General features: G+C 36.4%; 12 protein-coding genes. 7 read left to right on the forward strand and 5 right to left on the reverse strand.

Translation table 11 applies throughout. From position 1 onward, the window contains the following. Positions 1–127: 127 nt before the first annotated feature. Together ACSVH9_RS07320 and recG are read right to left on the reverse strand one after the other, a co-directional pair. Positions 128–1,186 (reverse strand): efflux RND transporter periplasmic adaptor subunit, encoded by a 1,059-nt coding sequence (locus ACSVH9_RS07320; RefSeq protein ID WP_300978024.1) that lies wholly within the window; start codon positions 1,184–1,186, stop codon positions 128–130. Between the two features lie 303 nt (positions 1,187–1,489). Beyond that, the gene (recG, locus tag ACSVH9_RS07325) at positions 1,490–3,598 is read right to left on the reverse strand and encodes an ATP-dependent DNA helicase RecG (RefSeq protein WP_438063142.1); all 2,109 of its coding nucleotides are present in this window, start codon (positions 3,596–3,598) and stop codon (positions 1,490–1,492) included. A gap of 175 nt (positions 3,599–3,773) precedes the next feature. On the opposite strand from recG, the gene ACSVH9_RS07330 reads away from it, so the two are divergent. Together ACSVH9_RS07330 and ACSVH9_RS07335 are read left to right on the forward strand one after the other, a co-directional pair. After that, a complete protein-coding gene (locus tag ACSVH9_RS07330; protein ID WP_438063143.1) occupies positions 3,774–4,220 on the forward strand; it encodes a YhcH/YjgK/YiaL family protein in 447 nt (148 codons plus the stop codon). 11 nt (positions 4,221–4,231) lie between these two features. Beyond that, complete coding sequence (locus ACSVH9_RS07335; protein ID WP_438063144.1) at positions 4,232–4,777, forward strand: DUF1697 domain-containing protein; 546 nt, start codon at positions 4,232–4,234, stop codon at positions 4,775–4,777. Between the two features lie 367 nt (positions 4,778–5,144). Here ACSVH9_RS07335 and ACSVH9_RS07340 read toward each other — a convergent pair whose 3' ends face one another. Next, complete coding sequence (locus tag ACSVH9_RS07340) at positions 5,145–5,882, reverse strand: diphthine--ammonia ligase (RefSeq protein WP_438063145.1); 738 nt, start codon at positions 5,880–5,882, stop codon at positions 5,145–5,147. A gap of 99 nt (positions 5,883–5,981) precedes the next feature. Here ACSVH9_RS07340 and ACSVH9_RS07345 point away from each other — a divergent pair, with 99 nt between their 5' ends. Beyond that, positions 5,982–8,045, forward strand: coding sequence for a M1 family metallopeptidase (locus ACSVH9_RS07345; protein ID WP_438063146.1), 2,064 nt, complete (start codon positions 5,982–5,984; stop codon positions 8,043–8,045). A gap of 9 nt (positions 8,046–8,054) precedes the next feature. Further along, positions 8,055–8,960, forward strand: a complete 906-nt coding sequence (locus ACSVH9_RS07350) for a patatin-like phospholipase family protein (RefSeq protein ID WP_438063147.1) — start codon at positions 8,055–8,057, stop codon at positions 8,958–8,960. Here the strand turns inward: ACSVH9_RS07350 and ACSVH9_RS07355 are convergent. Beyond that, entirely contained in the window at positions 8,952–9,473 is a 522-nt protein-coding gene (locus tag ACSVH9_RS07355; protein ID WP_438063148.1) for a hypothetical protein, read from the reverse strand. The two genes, ACSVH9_RS07350 and ACSVH9_RS07355, sit on opposite strands and share 9 nt — an antisense overlap. Positions 9,474–10,147: 674 nt before the next feature. Here ACSVH9_RS07355 and ACSVH9_RS07360 point away from each other — a divergent pair. The 3 genes from ACSVH9_RS07360 (at position 10,148) to ACSVH9_RS07370 (ending at position 13,750) form a co-directional block, all read left to right on the forward strand. Beyond that, on the forward strand, positions 10,148–10,915 hold the full coding sequence (locus ACSVH9_RS07360; RefSeq protein ID WP_438063149.1) for a sulfite exporter TauE/SafE family protein: 768 nt from the start codon (positions 10,148–10,150) through the stop codon (positions 10,913–10,915). A gap of 387 nt (positions 10,916–11,302) precedes the next feature. After that, positions 11,303–12,853: an RNA-directed DNA polymerase gene (locus tag ACSVH9_RS07365; protein ID WP_438063150.1), complete on the forward strand. Its 1,551-nt coding sequence runs from the start codon at positions 11,303–11,305 to the stop codon at positions 12,851–12,853. Between the two features lie 186 nt (positions 12,854–13,039). Next, positions 13,040–13,750 (forward strand): SIMPL domain-containing protein, encoded by a 711-nt coding sequence (locus ACSVH9_RS07370; protein ID WP_438063151.1) that lies wholly within the window; start codon positions 13,040–13,042, stop codon positions 13,748–13,750. A gap of 196 nt (positions 13,751–13,946) precedes the next feature. Here the strand turns inward: ACSVH9_RS07370 and ACSVH9_RS07375 are convergent, their stop codons facing one another. Beyond that, entirely contained in the window at positions 13,947–15,794 is a 1,848-nt protein-coding gene (locus ACSVH9_RS07375; RefSeq protein ID WP_438063152.1) for a hypothetical protein, read from the reverse strand. Positions 15,795–15,804 lie beyond the last annotated feature (10 nt).

Here is a 15,804-nt window from a genome sequence, read left to right on the forward strand (position 1 = left end):
TATTTTTTCTTTTAAAGTCCTTAGTGGTTAGTCCTAAGTGCTCAGTTCTTGGTTTTTAGTTTATAATCTTCTATTGTTTATGACTAATCACTAATCACTAAGTACTAAGTACTAATTACTATAAACACTACTTAATTTTAACTTTTACAGGTGTTTCATCTTTCAACGCCATTACACCTGTGGTCAGTAAAGTATCTCCAGCTTTTAATCCTGAAAGAATCAAGATGGAAGCATCCGTTCTGGTTGAAGCTTCTACTTTTACTTCTTTTGCCATTCCTTTTTCGGAAATGAATACTTTTTTACCATTTTGAATCGGAACTATCGCTTCAGTTGGAACAACAATCGCATCTTTAATAACATCTAAAGGTAATTCGACATTTGCAAAAGTCCCTGGGAAAAGCTTTCCTTCTTTGTTATCAGCTATGGCTCTAACTTGTAGGGTTCGGGTTGCAGTGGCCACTTCAGGTTCGATAGCATAAACAACACCGTGGTATTTTTGAGTGGTACCAGAAACGGTGAAAGAAATGTTGGTATTTAACTTGATTTGTGAAGCATATTTTTCTGGAACCGAAAAGGTAATTTTTAATTTCCCGATATTAACCAAATTGGCAACTAAAGTAGTAGGAGTGATGTAGGTTCCTGGAGAAATAGAACGCAATCCTATTTTTCCAGAAAAAGGAGCTCTTACGGATGTTTTTGCAATTTGAGCTCTAATTAATTGCACTTGAGCTTGTGTTGATTTGTGCTCGGCTCTAGCGACATCATATTCTTCTTGGCTGATGGCTTCTTTTTGCAAAAGCAATTTAGCTCTTCTAGCATTCTCTGCAGCCAAACCTTCTTTGGTCGTCGCTTGAATGAGTTGCGCTTTTAATTCTTGGTCGTTGACTTTAAATAACACTTGACCTTTGTTTACAAAACTTCCTTCTTGAAACGAAATGGCTTCTACAATTCCAGAAACTTCACTTCGGATTTCGACTTGTTCATTCGCTTCAATTGAACCTGATAGGGATAAGTTGTTCTCAAAAACTTGTGTTTTGATTACAATTCCACTTACGTTCATCGGTTTGTCTTTTCCTCCTTTGTCTTTTGAATCGCCTCCTTTTTTAGAATTCGAAACTACTCTGTAGGCTATAAAACCTCCAATGATAAGAACTAAAAGCGTGTAAACAAGGTTTTTTATTTTCATAAGGTTATTTATTTTTTTTGGTAATTCTTTGGGTGTGGAAAGCTATTTGTTTTAACCTTCTAAAGTAAGATAAATTGAATTTTAAACTTGCTTTTTTATTAATTAATTTGATGAGACATCAGAAATAATCAATGGTTTAATTGTTTTGAAAAAAAAGTTTAAAAACAAAAGTAAAGCATTTGTAAGAAAGCGATAATAAGAAAAAATAATTTAACATTTGTACATACAAATTAATAAAACAACTCAAAATCGTTTCGTTTTAAATCATAAATTCTTAAAAACAAAGAGAATTTAATAATAGATTTAACTAATATAGTTCCAAATATTTTTTTTCTTGGTAAGTTCCATAAAAACCATTCTAAGGATAGTATTTTCTGGTTTTTGCATAGAGGGGTCGTCATTCAATACTTTGAAAGCGTAATTTCTAGCCAAAAGCAATATGTCTTTGTCTTTGACCAAATCCGCAATTTGAAGGTTTAAAACCCCACTTTGTTGGGTTCCCATTATATCTCCTGGTCCTCGTAATTTCAAGTCTACTTCGGCAATTTCAAATCCGTCGTTGCTATTGACCATAGTTTCCATTCTGATTTTACTATCGCTGGTCAGTTTGTAAGAAGTCATCAAGATGCAATAACTTTGGTCCGCACCACGTCCCACACGACCACGCAATTGATGGAGTTGCGACAGTCCAAAGCGTTCGGCACTTTCAATAATCATTACACTGGCATTCGGCACATTGACACCCACTTCAATTACAGTAGTTGCTACCATAATATTGGTTTTTCCTTCGGCAAAGCGTTTCATTTCGGCATCTTTTTCTGCTGGTTTCATTTTTCCGTGCAAAATCGAAATGGAATAGTCGGGTAGGGGAAAATCCCTAGAAATACTCTCGTAACCGTCCATCAAATCTTTAAAATCCATTTTTTCGGATTCCTGAATTAAGGGATATACAATATAAATCTGGCGTCCTAAAGCGATTTCATCACGTATAAATTTCCATACTTTCAGTCGGTTGGAATCAAAACGATGCACAGTTTGAATGGGTTTTCGACCAGGAGGCAATTCATCAATAACCGAAACATCCAAATCGCCATACAAACTCATCGCTAAAGTTCTAGGAATAGGAGTAGCCGTCATAACCAAAACGTGTGGTGGAATGGTGTTCTTTTTCCATAATTTTGACCTTTGTTCTACTCCAAAACGATGTTGCTCATCTATTACAGCTAGGCCTAAATTTTGAAACTGCACTTTGTCTTCTAATAGCGCGTGAGTACCAATTAAGATTTGCAAACTTCCATTTTCGAGTTCTTCGTGAATGATTTTTCGAGCTGCAGTTTTAGTAGAACCCGTTAGGATTTTAATATTAATATTTAAAGTATTCGCAAATTCTGAAAGTCCAATAAAATGTTGATTGGCCAAAATCTCTGTGGGTGCCATCAAACAAGCTTGAAAACCATTGTCTAAAGCCAAAAGCATACTCATAAATGCCACAATTGTTTTGCCTGAGCCCACATCTCCTTGCAACAAACGGTTCATTTGGGCATTACTACCCATATCGGTTCGGATTTCCTTGATTACTCTTTTTTGGGCATTCGTCAAATCAAAAGGCAAATGATTTTGATAAAAATCGTTGAATAATTCACCTACTTTTGAAAAGGGATGTCCTTTTATTTTGTGTTTGCGAATCAAATTTTTGGTAATCAATTGCAACTGAATGTAGAATAATTCTTCAAACTTCAGACGAAATTGCGCTTTGGCTAAGGCTTCGCTGCTTTTTGGAAAGTGAATATTGAATAGCGCAGCATTCTTTGGAATCAATTTCAATTCTTCAAGCAGATATTGAGGTAAAGTCTCGGTAAACAAAGCCTGTGTTTCCAAAAACAATTGTTGCATCATTTTGTTGATGACTCTGTTGCTAATCCCTCTGTTGGTCAAAGTTTCGGTAGACGGATACACAGGTTGCATAGCCGAACGCAAGCTTTGTTGGTGCTCAGCCAGTAACTCAATCTCAGGATGCGCTATACTGAACTGACTGCCGTATTGGGCACATTTCCCAAAAACAACACACATTTCATTGAGTTTTAAACTCTCTTTAATCCATTTGTGACCTTGGAACCAATTCAAATCCATTTGTCCCGTCTCGTCAACGAAAGTAGCGACCAAACGTTTTTGATTTTTGCCAAACTCCACCGTTTTGATGTGGATGATTTTGCCAACAATTTGTACCTCGGCTGTTGTGCCTTGCAACTCATTGATTTTGTAATAACGGGTACGGTCAATATACCGATTGGGATAAAAATTGACCAAATCTCCATATTTGTGAATCCCTAATTCTTTGCGAAGCAACGTCCCGCGATTGGGGCCAACGCCTTTCAAGTATTCAATGGGAGTTTCTAGGAGATTATTGGACATTTTTGATTTATCGGTTATGATTTATCGGTTATGAGTTACTTTGAATTTTTATATTCTTAACTCAAGGATTTTTTTTCGTAAAGCGAAGATACTAGATTGTTTCTAGATTTGGAAATGGGTTTGTTTAGGAAATTCCTTCAATTCACAATATCTTTGGAAACTAAATACTAGAAATATGGTTATTGATAAAATTGAGAATTACCGATTATACAGCCAATTGACCCAACGTTTGGCCAAAGGTTTTGAGTTTATAACTACCACCGATTTAAAGGCTGTTGCCTCAGGAAAGCACGAGATTGATGGCGAGGATGTTTTTGCGATTGTGCAAGAATATGACACCAAAGACGAATCCGAATGTGTGCTAGAAGGGCATCACAAATACATTGATATTCAATACGTAATCAGTGGAGTAGAGTTGATGGGTTTTGCGCCTTTGACCAACCAGAAAATGGTGGAAGAGGACTTGGAAAAAGATTATACCTTTTATGAAGGTGACACTTCGTTATTGCGAGTGGAAGAAGGGATGTTTACCTTGTTTTTTCCTGAAGATTTGCACCGTCCTTGTGTAAAAGCTGGTGTCGTTTCGAAAGTGAAGAAAGTAGTAGTGAAGGTTAAAATTTAATTCAAAAAATAATGACAACACACTTAGCGCTCCTCCGTGGCATCAATGTTTCAGGGCATAATATGATTAAAATGGAGGTTTTGAAAGCAACTCTTGAAGCCGTTGGTTTTAAGAACGTGCAGACCTATATTCAGTCGGGGAATGTTTTTGTAGATAGCGAAGAGGAAAATCCTGCCAAGGTAGGTTTTATGATAAAGCAAGAACTATTTAAAGCGCTTGGTCTTGAAGTTCCTGTGGTGGTAATAGGAAAATCGGATTTGGAGGCTTGTTTTGCCAATAATTCTTTTTTGAAGGAAAAAGAAGTGGATTTGAAAAAAATGTATGTCGCTTTTGTTTCGATGGAATTGAAAAGTGACAGTATCAATGATTTAAAAATGAGTCAAGTGAAACCCGATGAAGCACAGATTGATGGCAGCAGAATTTACATTAAATACGCTGTGGGCGCTGGGAAAACGAGATTCGACCAAAAATATATTGAAAAAAAATTAAACGTCATTGCTACGATAAGAAACTGGAATACAGTGACTCAGCTTCTTAAGTTGTTCGAAGAAAGATAAAATTTTAAAAAAAATAAAATAATTGACGCAACCTTTTTGGATTATAGCAATCTAAGCTAAGAGATGCAGTTTTGTAGTAGGATACAATTGTTATAACAATGACTACTTTGGGCTACAGCTTAAATTGTTTATAATTTGATTTTTTGGTTAATTTCAATTATGACGGCACCTTAAAGAGAACTCTAGAGCTTTTGCTTTATTGTTCTCTTTTTTTTTGCCCATTCATCCAAAAAAGTACGGATGTAGCCTCTTAGCCCCGGGAGTAGCGGCATCCTTTGCTTTTTTTCTTTAGAAAAGCAAAGATATAGCGAATCACGGGACCTTTGATGGCTAAAAAGTCCCATTCTTCCTGCTCCTAATACAACGCTTACTTAGGGATTAAATCGCAATACCAAAAGCCATAGTCAAAGGCATCTGAGGCGCTGGTGTCGCAGGCGGTATCGGACGTATCGGTGGTGGCTGGTTTTTCGTATTTTCGGTAGACCACTTCTCCGATTTCAAAATCAATGGGCTGTTTGAACAAAGGACCATCGAAAGTAAAGGTGTGGAATTCGCCGTTTTCGCCGCAAACATCGACGTTTTCTGGTAAATCGTTGATGAAATCTTGGTCAATGATGCGGCCCACAAAACTTTGGTCCAAATAGCGCTCGTTGACACAAACTACGATGGTTTTGAAGCCTAAACCGATAAATTCTTGAATCAGGTCTTTTGTTGGTATTTTCCATAAGGGAAAAACGCCTTGCAAATCCATCGTGGCGAGTTTGTCCTCGCGGTATTGACGTAAATCTTCGAGGAAAATATCGCCAAAAATCGAGTGGGTGATGCCTCTGGTTTTGAGTTGTGTTAAGGTTGCGGCTAAGGCATTTTCGTAAACTTCCATCGTGGGCATTTCTGGAATTTCGACGATTTCTAGCGGTAAGCCAATGCTTTCAGCTTGTGAGTGCAGCAATTCAACACGAAGACCGTGCATAGAAACGCGTTGGAATTTTTGGTTGACACTCGTCAAAAGACAGTCGATTTCGAACTCGGGATTTTGTAGTGTTTTGTATAAAGCAAGTGCGGAGTCTTTGCCGCTGCTCCAGTTAAATAAAGCTTTTGTTTTCAATTTGGGGTTTGTTTTGGCTGTAAACTTACACATTTTGTACGATTGATAGGGTAAAGGTTTGTAACTTTGAAATTCAAATCCTATCGAAAATCTGCTTAGATGAAATATATTTTTCTTTTTTTAACCTCATTTATTTTTGCACAACAAACGCAATCGGTTGACTTTAAATCCGCCAACGGTCAGCTGTTCGTCAACTCAAAGGACAAAACGATTGCGGGGACTATTACCTATCATTTTAATGTCTTGCGACCCATCGATACGATTAAGATTGATGCGCAAAATATGCAGTTTACTAATGTGAAATTGAACGACAAACCGATTTCTTTTACCACCAATGGAAAACAACTGTTGTTAATTCATCCGTTTAAAAAAGGCAAAAAATGGGTGCAGTTTTCTTATGAAGCCAAACCTAAGCAAACCTTGTATTTTATAGGTTCTGAAGAGAATTCCAATTTGCAAATTTGGACGCAAGGACAAGGGAAATACACCAGCCATTGGTTTCCGAGTTTTGATGATGTGAATGAAAAAGTGGTTTTTAACTTGGAAATTGTCTTTGACAAAAACTATCAAGTCATTGCCAATGGAACCTTGAAAGAGAAAATAACGAATGGCAATAACACTTACTGGCGCTACAGAATGCAAAAGCCTATGAGTTCGTATTTGTTGATGATGGCTATTGGGAAATTTGATAAAAAAACGCAACAATCCACTTCTGGAGTACCTTTAGAATGGTATTATGAACCTAAAGATGCAGCGTTTTTTGAACCAACCTATCGCCATTCGGAGGCTATTTTTAATTTTTTGGAGAAAGAAATAGGTGTTAAATACCCTTGGGGGAATTACAAGCAAGTTCCTGTTAGAGATTTTTTATATGCAGGAATGGAGAACACTTCGGCAACTACTTTTTCGAGTCGGTATGTGGTGGATTCTGTTGGGTTTACTGACCGAAAATATACCAATGTCAATGCACACGAATTGGCGCACCAATGGTTTGGTGATTTGGTAACTGCCGAAAGTGGTAAACACCATTGGTTACAAGAAGGTTTTGCAACCTATTATGCGTTGTTGGCAGAGAAGGAATTGTACGGTGAAGATTATTTTTATAGTTATTTATACGAAAAAGCACAACAACTCAAATTTGCTTCTCGTACGGATACTATTCCGGTGTTGAATGCAAAAGCGAGTTCTTTGACCTTCTACGAAAAAGGGGCTTGGGCTTTATTTGTTTTGCATCAGAAAATAGGAGATAAGGCTTTCAAAAAAGCAATAAAAAACTATCTCAAAAAGCACACTTTTAAAACGGTAAACACCAATGATTTTTTTGCAGAAATTGAAAAAGTTGCCGCTTTTGATACCAAATTATTTTCTAAAGTATGGCTTGAGGATTATAAGTTCAATACTTTAGAAGCTAATGATTTACTTAAAAAAAATACAGCTATAAAAATCCAATTAGAACTAGACCAATATAAAAATACTCCTTTGGCAGAAAAGAAAGATTTTTTGATGAAAATTTTGCAATCGGACGTCTATTATACGGTCAAAGAAAGTGTGATTTTTCAGCTTCGAAAAGAGTCCTATGAGGATATAAAAGAGTTGTTAGCTGTGGCTATGGCGACAAAGAATTGGTCTATCCGACAGAAAATCGCAAACCTATTTCCTAAAGTTCCAGAAGCCTTCAAAGCTGATTATGAAACCTTACTAACCGATGCTTCTTATCAAACGCAAGAAATAGCATTGTTTCAATTATGGAACAGTTTTGAGAATGACCGAATTCGTTATTTGGAACAAACCAAAAATTGGATAGGTTTTAACGATTATAACTTGAGAATTTTATGGTTGGCTTTGGCTTTGAATACACCCAATTACAATGCAAATGCTGCTGCTTTGGAAAAAGAACTAATTCAGTATTCAAGTCTAGATTTTGAAGCGAATACGCGGCAGAATGCTTTAGAGAGTTTGATTTTCTTAGATTTTTTTAACACAACTGTTTGGAAAAATTTAGCAAATGCTACCGCACATCATTTATGGCAATTTTCTAAATTCGCTAGAGATGCCATCCGAAAACAAATAAAACAAGAAAATAAAAGGAAGGCTTTACAAGAAGTGGCTTTGGATTTGCCACCAAAAGAACGAGAAATTATCAATAGATTGTTGAACGAGTAATAAGCCAATATGAGGGCACTAGTGATTTCTGGCGGTGGAAGTAAAGGGGCATTCGCAGGAGGAGTTGCCGAGTTTTTATTGAATATTAAAAAGCAGCACTACGATATGTACATTGGTACTTCAACGGGTAGTTTGCTGATTTCTCATTTGGCTGTTGGAAAAGTGGACAAAATCAAAGAGATTTATACTAATGTTGGAATGAGTGATATTTTTAATGTCAATCCTTTTAAAATCAAAAAAGAAAGAGGTTTTACCTCCGTTTCAATCAATCACTTTAATGTTTTGCTTCAATTTCTTAAAAGAAGACGAACTTTTGGAGAAAGTAAAAACCTCTTGCATTTCATTCAAAACAATTTAACTCGCGAAGAATTTCAAACGCTTAAAGATAGCGAACCCGATGTGGTTATTACTGTGACGAATATTTCAACTAACACCTCAGAATACAAATCCATTCACGAATGTACTTATGAAGAATACTGCGAATGGATTTGGATTTCTTGTAATTATATTCCCTTTATGAGTTTGGTGAAGAAAAACGGTTGTGAATATGGTGACGGTGGTTTTTCGAACTTGGTTCCTATTAACGAAGCTATTGCAAGAGGAGCTACAGAAATTGATGTCATCATCTTAGAATCTGAGCATCAATGCAATCGAATTGGGATTGGAAGAAACCCTTTTTCGTTGTTGATAGATATTTTTAGAGTTACTCTTGACCAAATAGAACGCTATGATATTACTTTAGGTAAAATGATGGCTTCCATCAAAAATGTACAGCTCAACTTGTATTATACTCCCATACAACTTACCGACAATGCCTTAGTATTTGATAGCACTGAAATGCATAAATGGTGGAAAATAGGTTTTGATTATGCCCAAAGTAAAAATGAAAACTACAGCGAAATCATTTTACCATAAATCACTTACTTCTTGTTTGATAAACGCCAAAGCCGCGTTACTAGGCGATTGTTTTTCTAACAAATCATTCAAAATCAACTCACGCATTTGATTGGCGTTTTCTATAGATTCTTTTTTGGCAGCCATTCGAATCATTTGAATAGTTGCGTTTTTTGCGGTTAAAATAATACTCCAACATTCATCCGACATATACACTTGTTGCGTCAAATTATGTTCGAATTCTTGTTCGATGTGAGCGATAATCAATTGTTCATAGTCACTTTTTTCAGTCGAAATAGGAGCAATGCGAATCAATAACTGATTCAAACTAATGCGTTCCAAGAACAAAGTCATACGCTCATACGCCTGTAAACGTAAGGGCAAAGCCGTTTTTTGAGCTTCTCTATGCAATAAAAAACGACGACGTCCTGCCTCGTCTTTGGTATGTAAATTAAAAAAATGATAGGCCACCACTCCAGTAATTAGTGAGGGTAAAGTGTAACTAGCTAGTTCAATAATTCTTGTTGCGTCCATTGTATAATTGGGTTTGGGGCACAAAAATAAACTTTTTTGAATTAGAATTGTTGAGTTGGTTGAGCAAATTATTGGTTAATTGGTTGACTGGGTAATCGGTTAAACTTTGTGGTATATTCAGCCACGGATTTTACGGATGCTACGGATTTTTACAGTTGTAAATTTGGTTAAACTTTGCGTCCTTTGCGGTTAAATCTTTTCACCACTAAGAACACAAAGAAGACACCAAGCAACACAAAGTTTTATAATTCTCTTAGCGACCCTTGCGTAGACCCTTGCGTCCTTTGCGGTTAAATTTTTCACAACTAAGAACACAAAGAAGACACAAAGTAACACAAAGTTTTATAATCCTCTTAGCGTCCTTTGCGTAGACCCTTGCGTCCTTTGCGGTTAAATTTTTCACCACGAAGCAATACAAAGTCATATAGCTTTCTTAGCGCCCCTTGCGTAAACCTTTGCGCTCTTTTCGGTTAAGTACTAGACACAAATTCCACAGATAGCTACTTCTATGTCCTTATTTGTCTTATATGGTTCAAAATAAATAGGTATTTTAAAAAAATGTTATGACTTATATGTTTATATCTAACGGTTAAAATTTAAATTTCTCCCTCAATTGATACTCAAAATCATTTGATACCTCTATTTTTGCCGCAACCAATAAACAACCACGCACAATGGATAGTACCATCATTCTTTTACTTTGCTTAGCCGCTTTTGCTGCGGGATTTATAGATGCTATAGTAGGAGGAGGTGGACTCATACAAACCCCCGTTGGACTCATTTTGTTGCCAAGTCTTCCAGTCGCGACCGTAATTGGAACCTTAAAAGTACCCGCCTTTAGTGGAACCTCTTTCGCTGCGTTTCAGTACTTGAAAAAAGTGGATTTAAACTGGAAACTACTCGGGATTATGATGTTTTTGGCATTTCCGTCTGCGTTTTTGGGGTCGACTTTGCTGACCTATGTGAGCAATAATTTTATGAAACCGCTTTTGTTGGTCGTGCTCTCGTTTTTGGTGGTTTACACTTATGCCAAGAAAAATTTCGGACAGCAAATAGAAAAGAATATTTCCCCTCAACGCCAAGTAATCAATGCTGTTGCTATCAGTTTTGTTGTGGGTTTGTACGACGGATTCATTGGTCCGGGCACCGGAAGTTTCTTGGTCGTGGCGTTTATTGCCATTATGGGATTCGATTTTTTGCACGCCTCTGCGAATGCGAAAATGGTCAACTTAGCGACCAATTTTGGTTCTATTTGCTTGTTTATGCTCAAAGGCAAAATCATTTGGGCCATCGCGCTTCCTATGGCGGCGAGCAATGCCCTCGGTGGATGGTTGGGCGCCAAATTGGCCATCAACAAAGGCAATAGTTTTATCCGAATCTTTTTTCTGGTGGTAGTCATTGGCACGTTAGTCCGATTTGCCTATGATGTTTTTTACAAATAATCCTTTTTTGGGGCTGCCCCCGAAACACTTTTAGGAAACACCACAACGCACTACTACTTTGGGTCGGGCTGTCCATTATATCTTTGCTGGCTCAAGAACGCCAGCAAAGGATGCCATTCCCATCCCTCCGCCAAAACACTACTTTACATCAGAAGTATTAATCCATACATTCGAAATTTAGGATTCAGGACTTGAGAATTAGGATTTATTCATATTTAAAATTCAGAAAAATTGTATGTTTTTTTTGTTGAAATGTTTATATTTGGGAAGCTACAAACTAAACTATTTTAACCAATTCTGGTAATGTATTTTGAATGTTTTAGCGATTATATACAAGTTAGTGGCAACCTTTCAGAAAATCCCAAAAAACAACACGATTAGATAACAATGAGAAGAATATTAGAACTTAATCATACAGAAGCAAGAGCATATTTTCTCAAAGCTGAAAGCTATTTCAATTTTGATTTACCTCAATACTTTGTTTTTCAAAACATAATTAATCAAGTTTCTGCTCAATTGACAGGGCGCAGATTATCTGAATTTTTAGGTACTTTTACAACTCCTGCTGGACAAGTAAAATCTACTTATCCGTCAGATTTTGAAAATGTAAATTATTCTTTCTTAAACAATAAAGACGGAAAGTTTGCTTGGCGACCATTCCAATTAATACATCCAGCTTTATATGTTTCTCTTGTTCATAATATGACAGAAGAAGCTAACTGGAATTTAATAGTTGCAAGATTTGGACAATTTAATGCTAATCCAAAGATTAAATGTTATAGTATTCCTTTGGAATCTGATAATGTTCAATCTGACAAAGCAACGACAGTCAATCAATGGTGGCAAACAATAGAGCAACAATCCCTTGAACTTGCGCTTAAATATGAGTATGTTTTGCATACGGACATTACGGATTGTTACGGTTCAATATATACACATTCTGTTCCTTGGGCAATTCATACAAAACCATTTGCAAAACAACCAGCAAACAGAACTAACTACGCCTTAATTGGAAACTCAATTGATAAACACCTTCGAGAAATGGCATTTGGACAAACAAATGGTATTCCACAAGGAAGTGTTGTAATGGACTTCATCGCAGAAATGGTTCTTGGATATGCAGACTTGGAACTTTCAACTCGAATTCCTGTACACATCCAAGATTATCAAATTGTTCGCTACCGAGATGATTATCGCATCTTTTCAAATAATCCACAAGATGCCGAATTAATCACCAAAATCTTAACCGAGATATTAATAGAACTCGGAATGAGACTTAATGCGCAAAAAACATTAGTTTCAAATAATGTGGTCCGTGACTCAATAAAACCTGACAAACTTTATTGGATTTCACAGAAAAACGGAAGTAAAAGTATTCAACAGCATTTACTAATTATTCACAGTCTTTCAGAGAAATATCCAAACTCGGGAAGTTTAAGCAAAGCATTAGGAAAATTTTACGACAGAATAAAAGGTTTAGCAGAACTTCACAATGTTCATGTTTTAATAAGCATACTTGTGGATATTATGTATAAAAATCCAAGAACCTATCCTATTGCTTCAGCTATATTGAGTAAGCTATTTTCATTATTAAATGACCCAGCAAAAAGAGATGCGATTCTTCAATCAATTATGACCAAATTTGAAAAAATACCAAATACTGGGCATATCAAAATATGGCTACAACGCTTAACAATAAAAATTGATAGAGCTAAAGTTTACGACGAAAATCTTTGTAGAAAAGTTAACGATTCAGCAATACAAATTTGGGATTCAACTTGGCTAAACCAAGCTTTAAAAACAATGATTGACAATGCGCAAATTATTGATGAGCAAGTTATTCAAAGTATTGACGTAGTTATTAATCCATTCGAAGTACAATTATTCGTAAATGAATATGATGAAGAGCCAGAATATGACGATGAACCAGAAGAATAAAGCCAGCCACTAACACTCGCTACAAACAATTTTGGCGTTGGGTTTAATTGGGAAAAGTGTTTTGTTTGGCACGATTAAGCAAATCCGAATGATTGGTTAAAATTATTGTCAAACTGCGTTTAGTTTCGGAACATTTTGGGCAATTTTAAAAAAAAAACTGTAAAAAAATTTAAAATAGAAAACATTATGAAAAAATTAGTTTTAATTGTCTTATTTACAACAAGTTTTGTGTTTGGTCAAGTTGAACAAAATAATAAACCCAAAGTAAGTTCAATCGGATTAGGAACTGTTACTGCTTTCCCAAATGCTGCTGAATTAACAATATTGTTTAGACACGTAAAACCAACATTGCGTGAAGCAATAAATGACAATCAAAAAACATCAGATGAAGTGTTGAAAATTATCAAAGGATTTGTAAAAGACACTTTAGACGTAAAGACTAGTTTAATTGCAACTGACAAATCAATGGTTTGGGACAACAAACTGAAACGAGAAGTTTTTGTAGGTTTTGTTTCAACTCAAAAAATAATATTCACATTACGTGACTTAAAAAAAATGCAAGATTTTACAGAAGACTTATTAAAAACTAAATTTAATAAAATCGAAAGAATATCTTATTTTAACACAAACGCTGAAAAGTATATTAAGAAGGCAGAAGAGTTAGCAATACTAGATGCCATTGAAACAACTAAAAGACTGTGTAATGTAAGCGGAATTAAATATGGCAAAATTATCTACGTGGAAACAAGCAAAAGTCCTAATGATAAAAGCAATCGTGAAGAAACATACGAATTTGAAACCTACGGAAAAGGAATGGGAGGAAGAGGAGTTTCATCGAGTGGAGAATTGATAAAATATTCAGTAGAAGTTAAGGTTTATACAGAAATCTTAGAGTAAAACTGCAAGAGTTTCGTAACGTTCGAGAAGCTCTAACAATGAATAGCAATCATTGAATACCGACAAAAATTATGACTAATCGATAAAAGTAAAAAGGATAAATTCTAAGAAGTCTCTTATTTCCAACTATAACAAAACGCGCTACACACTCAGAAGTTTGAGTGGAGTAGCGCGTTTTTTTGGTTTGGGTTTTGGTTTATTTTTTTCCTTTGGTGTACACGATAGGCAAAATGGTTTTTGTTTCTCCAAAAACGTGACTAAGGTCGCTAGGCGCTAAACCATTGTTGTTGTTATGACAAGAAAAACAAGAAATAGAATTCGCCGAAGTCGATGCTGAGGATGGCGATTGTACATACGTTTCCATCGTACTGTTCGACAATTGCGCCGTACCAATGGCATCGCCAAGCGGAGCTGGAGTAGGTATCGAATCGGTTGGTGTTTGGTTATTCACTTGCGGCGCATAAGGATAACTAGCACCGTTAGGCGCATTGCCTCCAAAAGTCCAAGTCGCACCAATCAAAAGATAATTTTTTCGAATGTCGTTACCTACCAATAAACTACGAATGTCGTTGTTGATAGAAATCACCTGACTATTGGCATCAGCAGGAGTTTTGTCTTCTGGATTAGGCACGGTGTTGGATGCACTTCCCCAAGCCATAATTCTTCTCGCACCGGGACTGTAAATCTCTGGATTCGTAATCAAAATGGTATCCCCACTTACTCTCATATTCTGAAGGTTTTGTTGTGCTCCTTGGTCAGAAGCATTCGCATTAAACAACCATCCTGTTCCTTTATCAGCTGGAACTTCTTTGATTTGTCCTTTGGTGTCTTTATACGAATACGCCTCGTTAGGTGTATTTTTTTGATGTTCAAAAGTAGCCCAAATCATTTCTGGATGTCCAGCTACACTGCCTACAACGTGCATTCCTACCAAAGCCAAAGTTGCGGTTCTTTCCCCGTTTACCACCCATTTATTTGGATTGGATTTGTTGTAGGTTGGAATAATTGCTTTGATGGTAACATAACTCTTGGCATTAGGCAGGTTGGTGGTTTCTACCCAAGAGGTTTTCAATTCCATCGCCAAGGCATTAGCATCTGGTGGATTGGGTAATTCTTTTGCTTTCGCGTAAGCCAAAATACTATTAAGCTCTTTTTGTGTCGTTGGAAATTGAGAGTTATTTAACTTTCCTTCGTTGACACCACTTAGGTAATACGCATATACATCATTTACCATAGTGATGTAATACACTAATGATTTGTTTTCGGCCATTAAGGCTCCATTGGAACCTGCTTGTCCTTGCTCGGTTTCGATTTGATTTCCTGAAGCGTCTAGGAAAATTTGTTTTTTCCCAAGTTTGAAGCGATGCACCACACGATTAGGATTGATTTTGCTTTTTATTACCGCTTTTGGTTGTTGGATAACTTTTCCTTTGGCATCTAAAAAATCAATACCTCTCTTTTCGTTATCGACCAAACTTTTGATAGCTACCAACTCGTTTTTGGCATTTTTTAGAAAAGTGACTTCGTTGTCTTGACTAGTTTCCACTTCAAACATACGTCCTTGCGTGTCTATGATTACCGGAAGTTTATTCGGACCATTTTGACTAATGTGAGGGGTTACTCTTAGCAACTCTCCAGGAATATGTGGCACTAATTTACGAACGCCGTGAGGATTTTGTTTACTCACATCATAAGGAGGCGAAACATTATAAAATACGGGTGATTCCATAATAGTTCCAGTGTTTCCATAACTTCCCGAAGCAGGAGAGGTAATCCAAAGGAACATTTGTTGCGACCATTTGTAAAAATCGCAATTGTTTTGATGGGGAAAAGTTACGCTATTAGCGGGAGAAACTAATCCGTTTTCGGTGGCTTTACCGCTGGCAAACCAAGTATCAAAATCGGCTTTAGAAATGGTACACGTTTTTTGTACGTCCAAAGGCAGATAACTGGCCTCGATGTCGGCATCTTTTTTGCAACCCAAAAGGATTAATCCAGTGGTTATAAAAAGTCCGATAGCAATTTTTGTTGTTGAAGTTTTCATTTAGGGCAAA

It is taken from the genome of Flavobacterium sp. RSSB_23, from assembly GCF_051547145.1.
Classification (GTDB): Bacteria; Bacteroidota; Bacteroidia; order Flavobacteriales; family Flavobacteriaceae; genus Flavobacterium.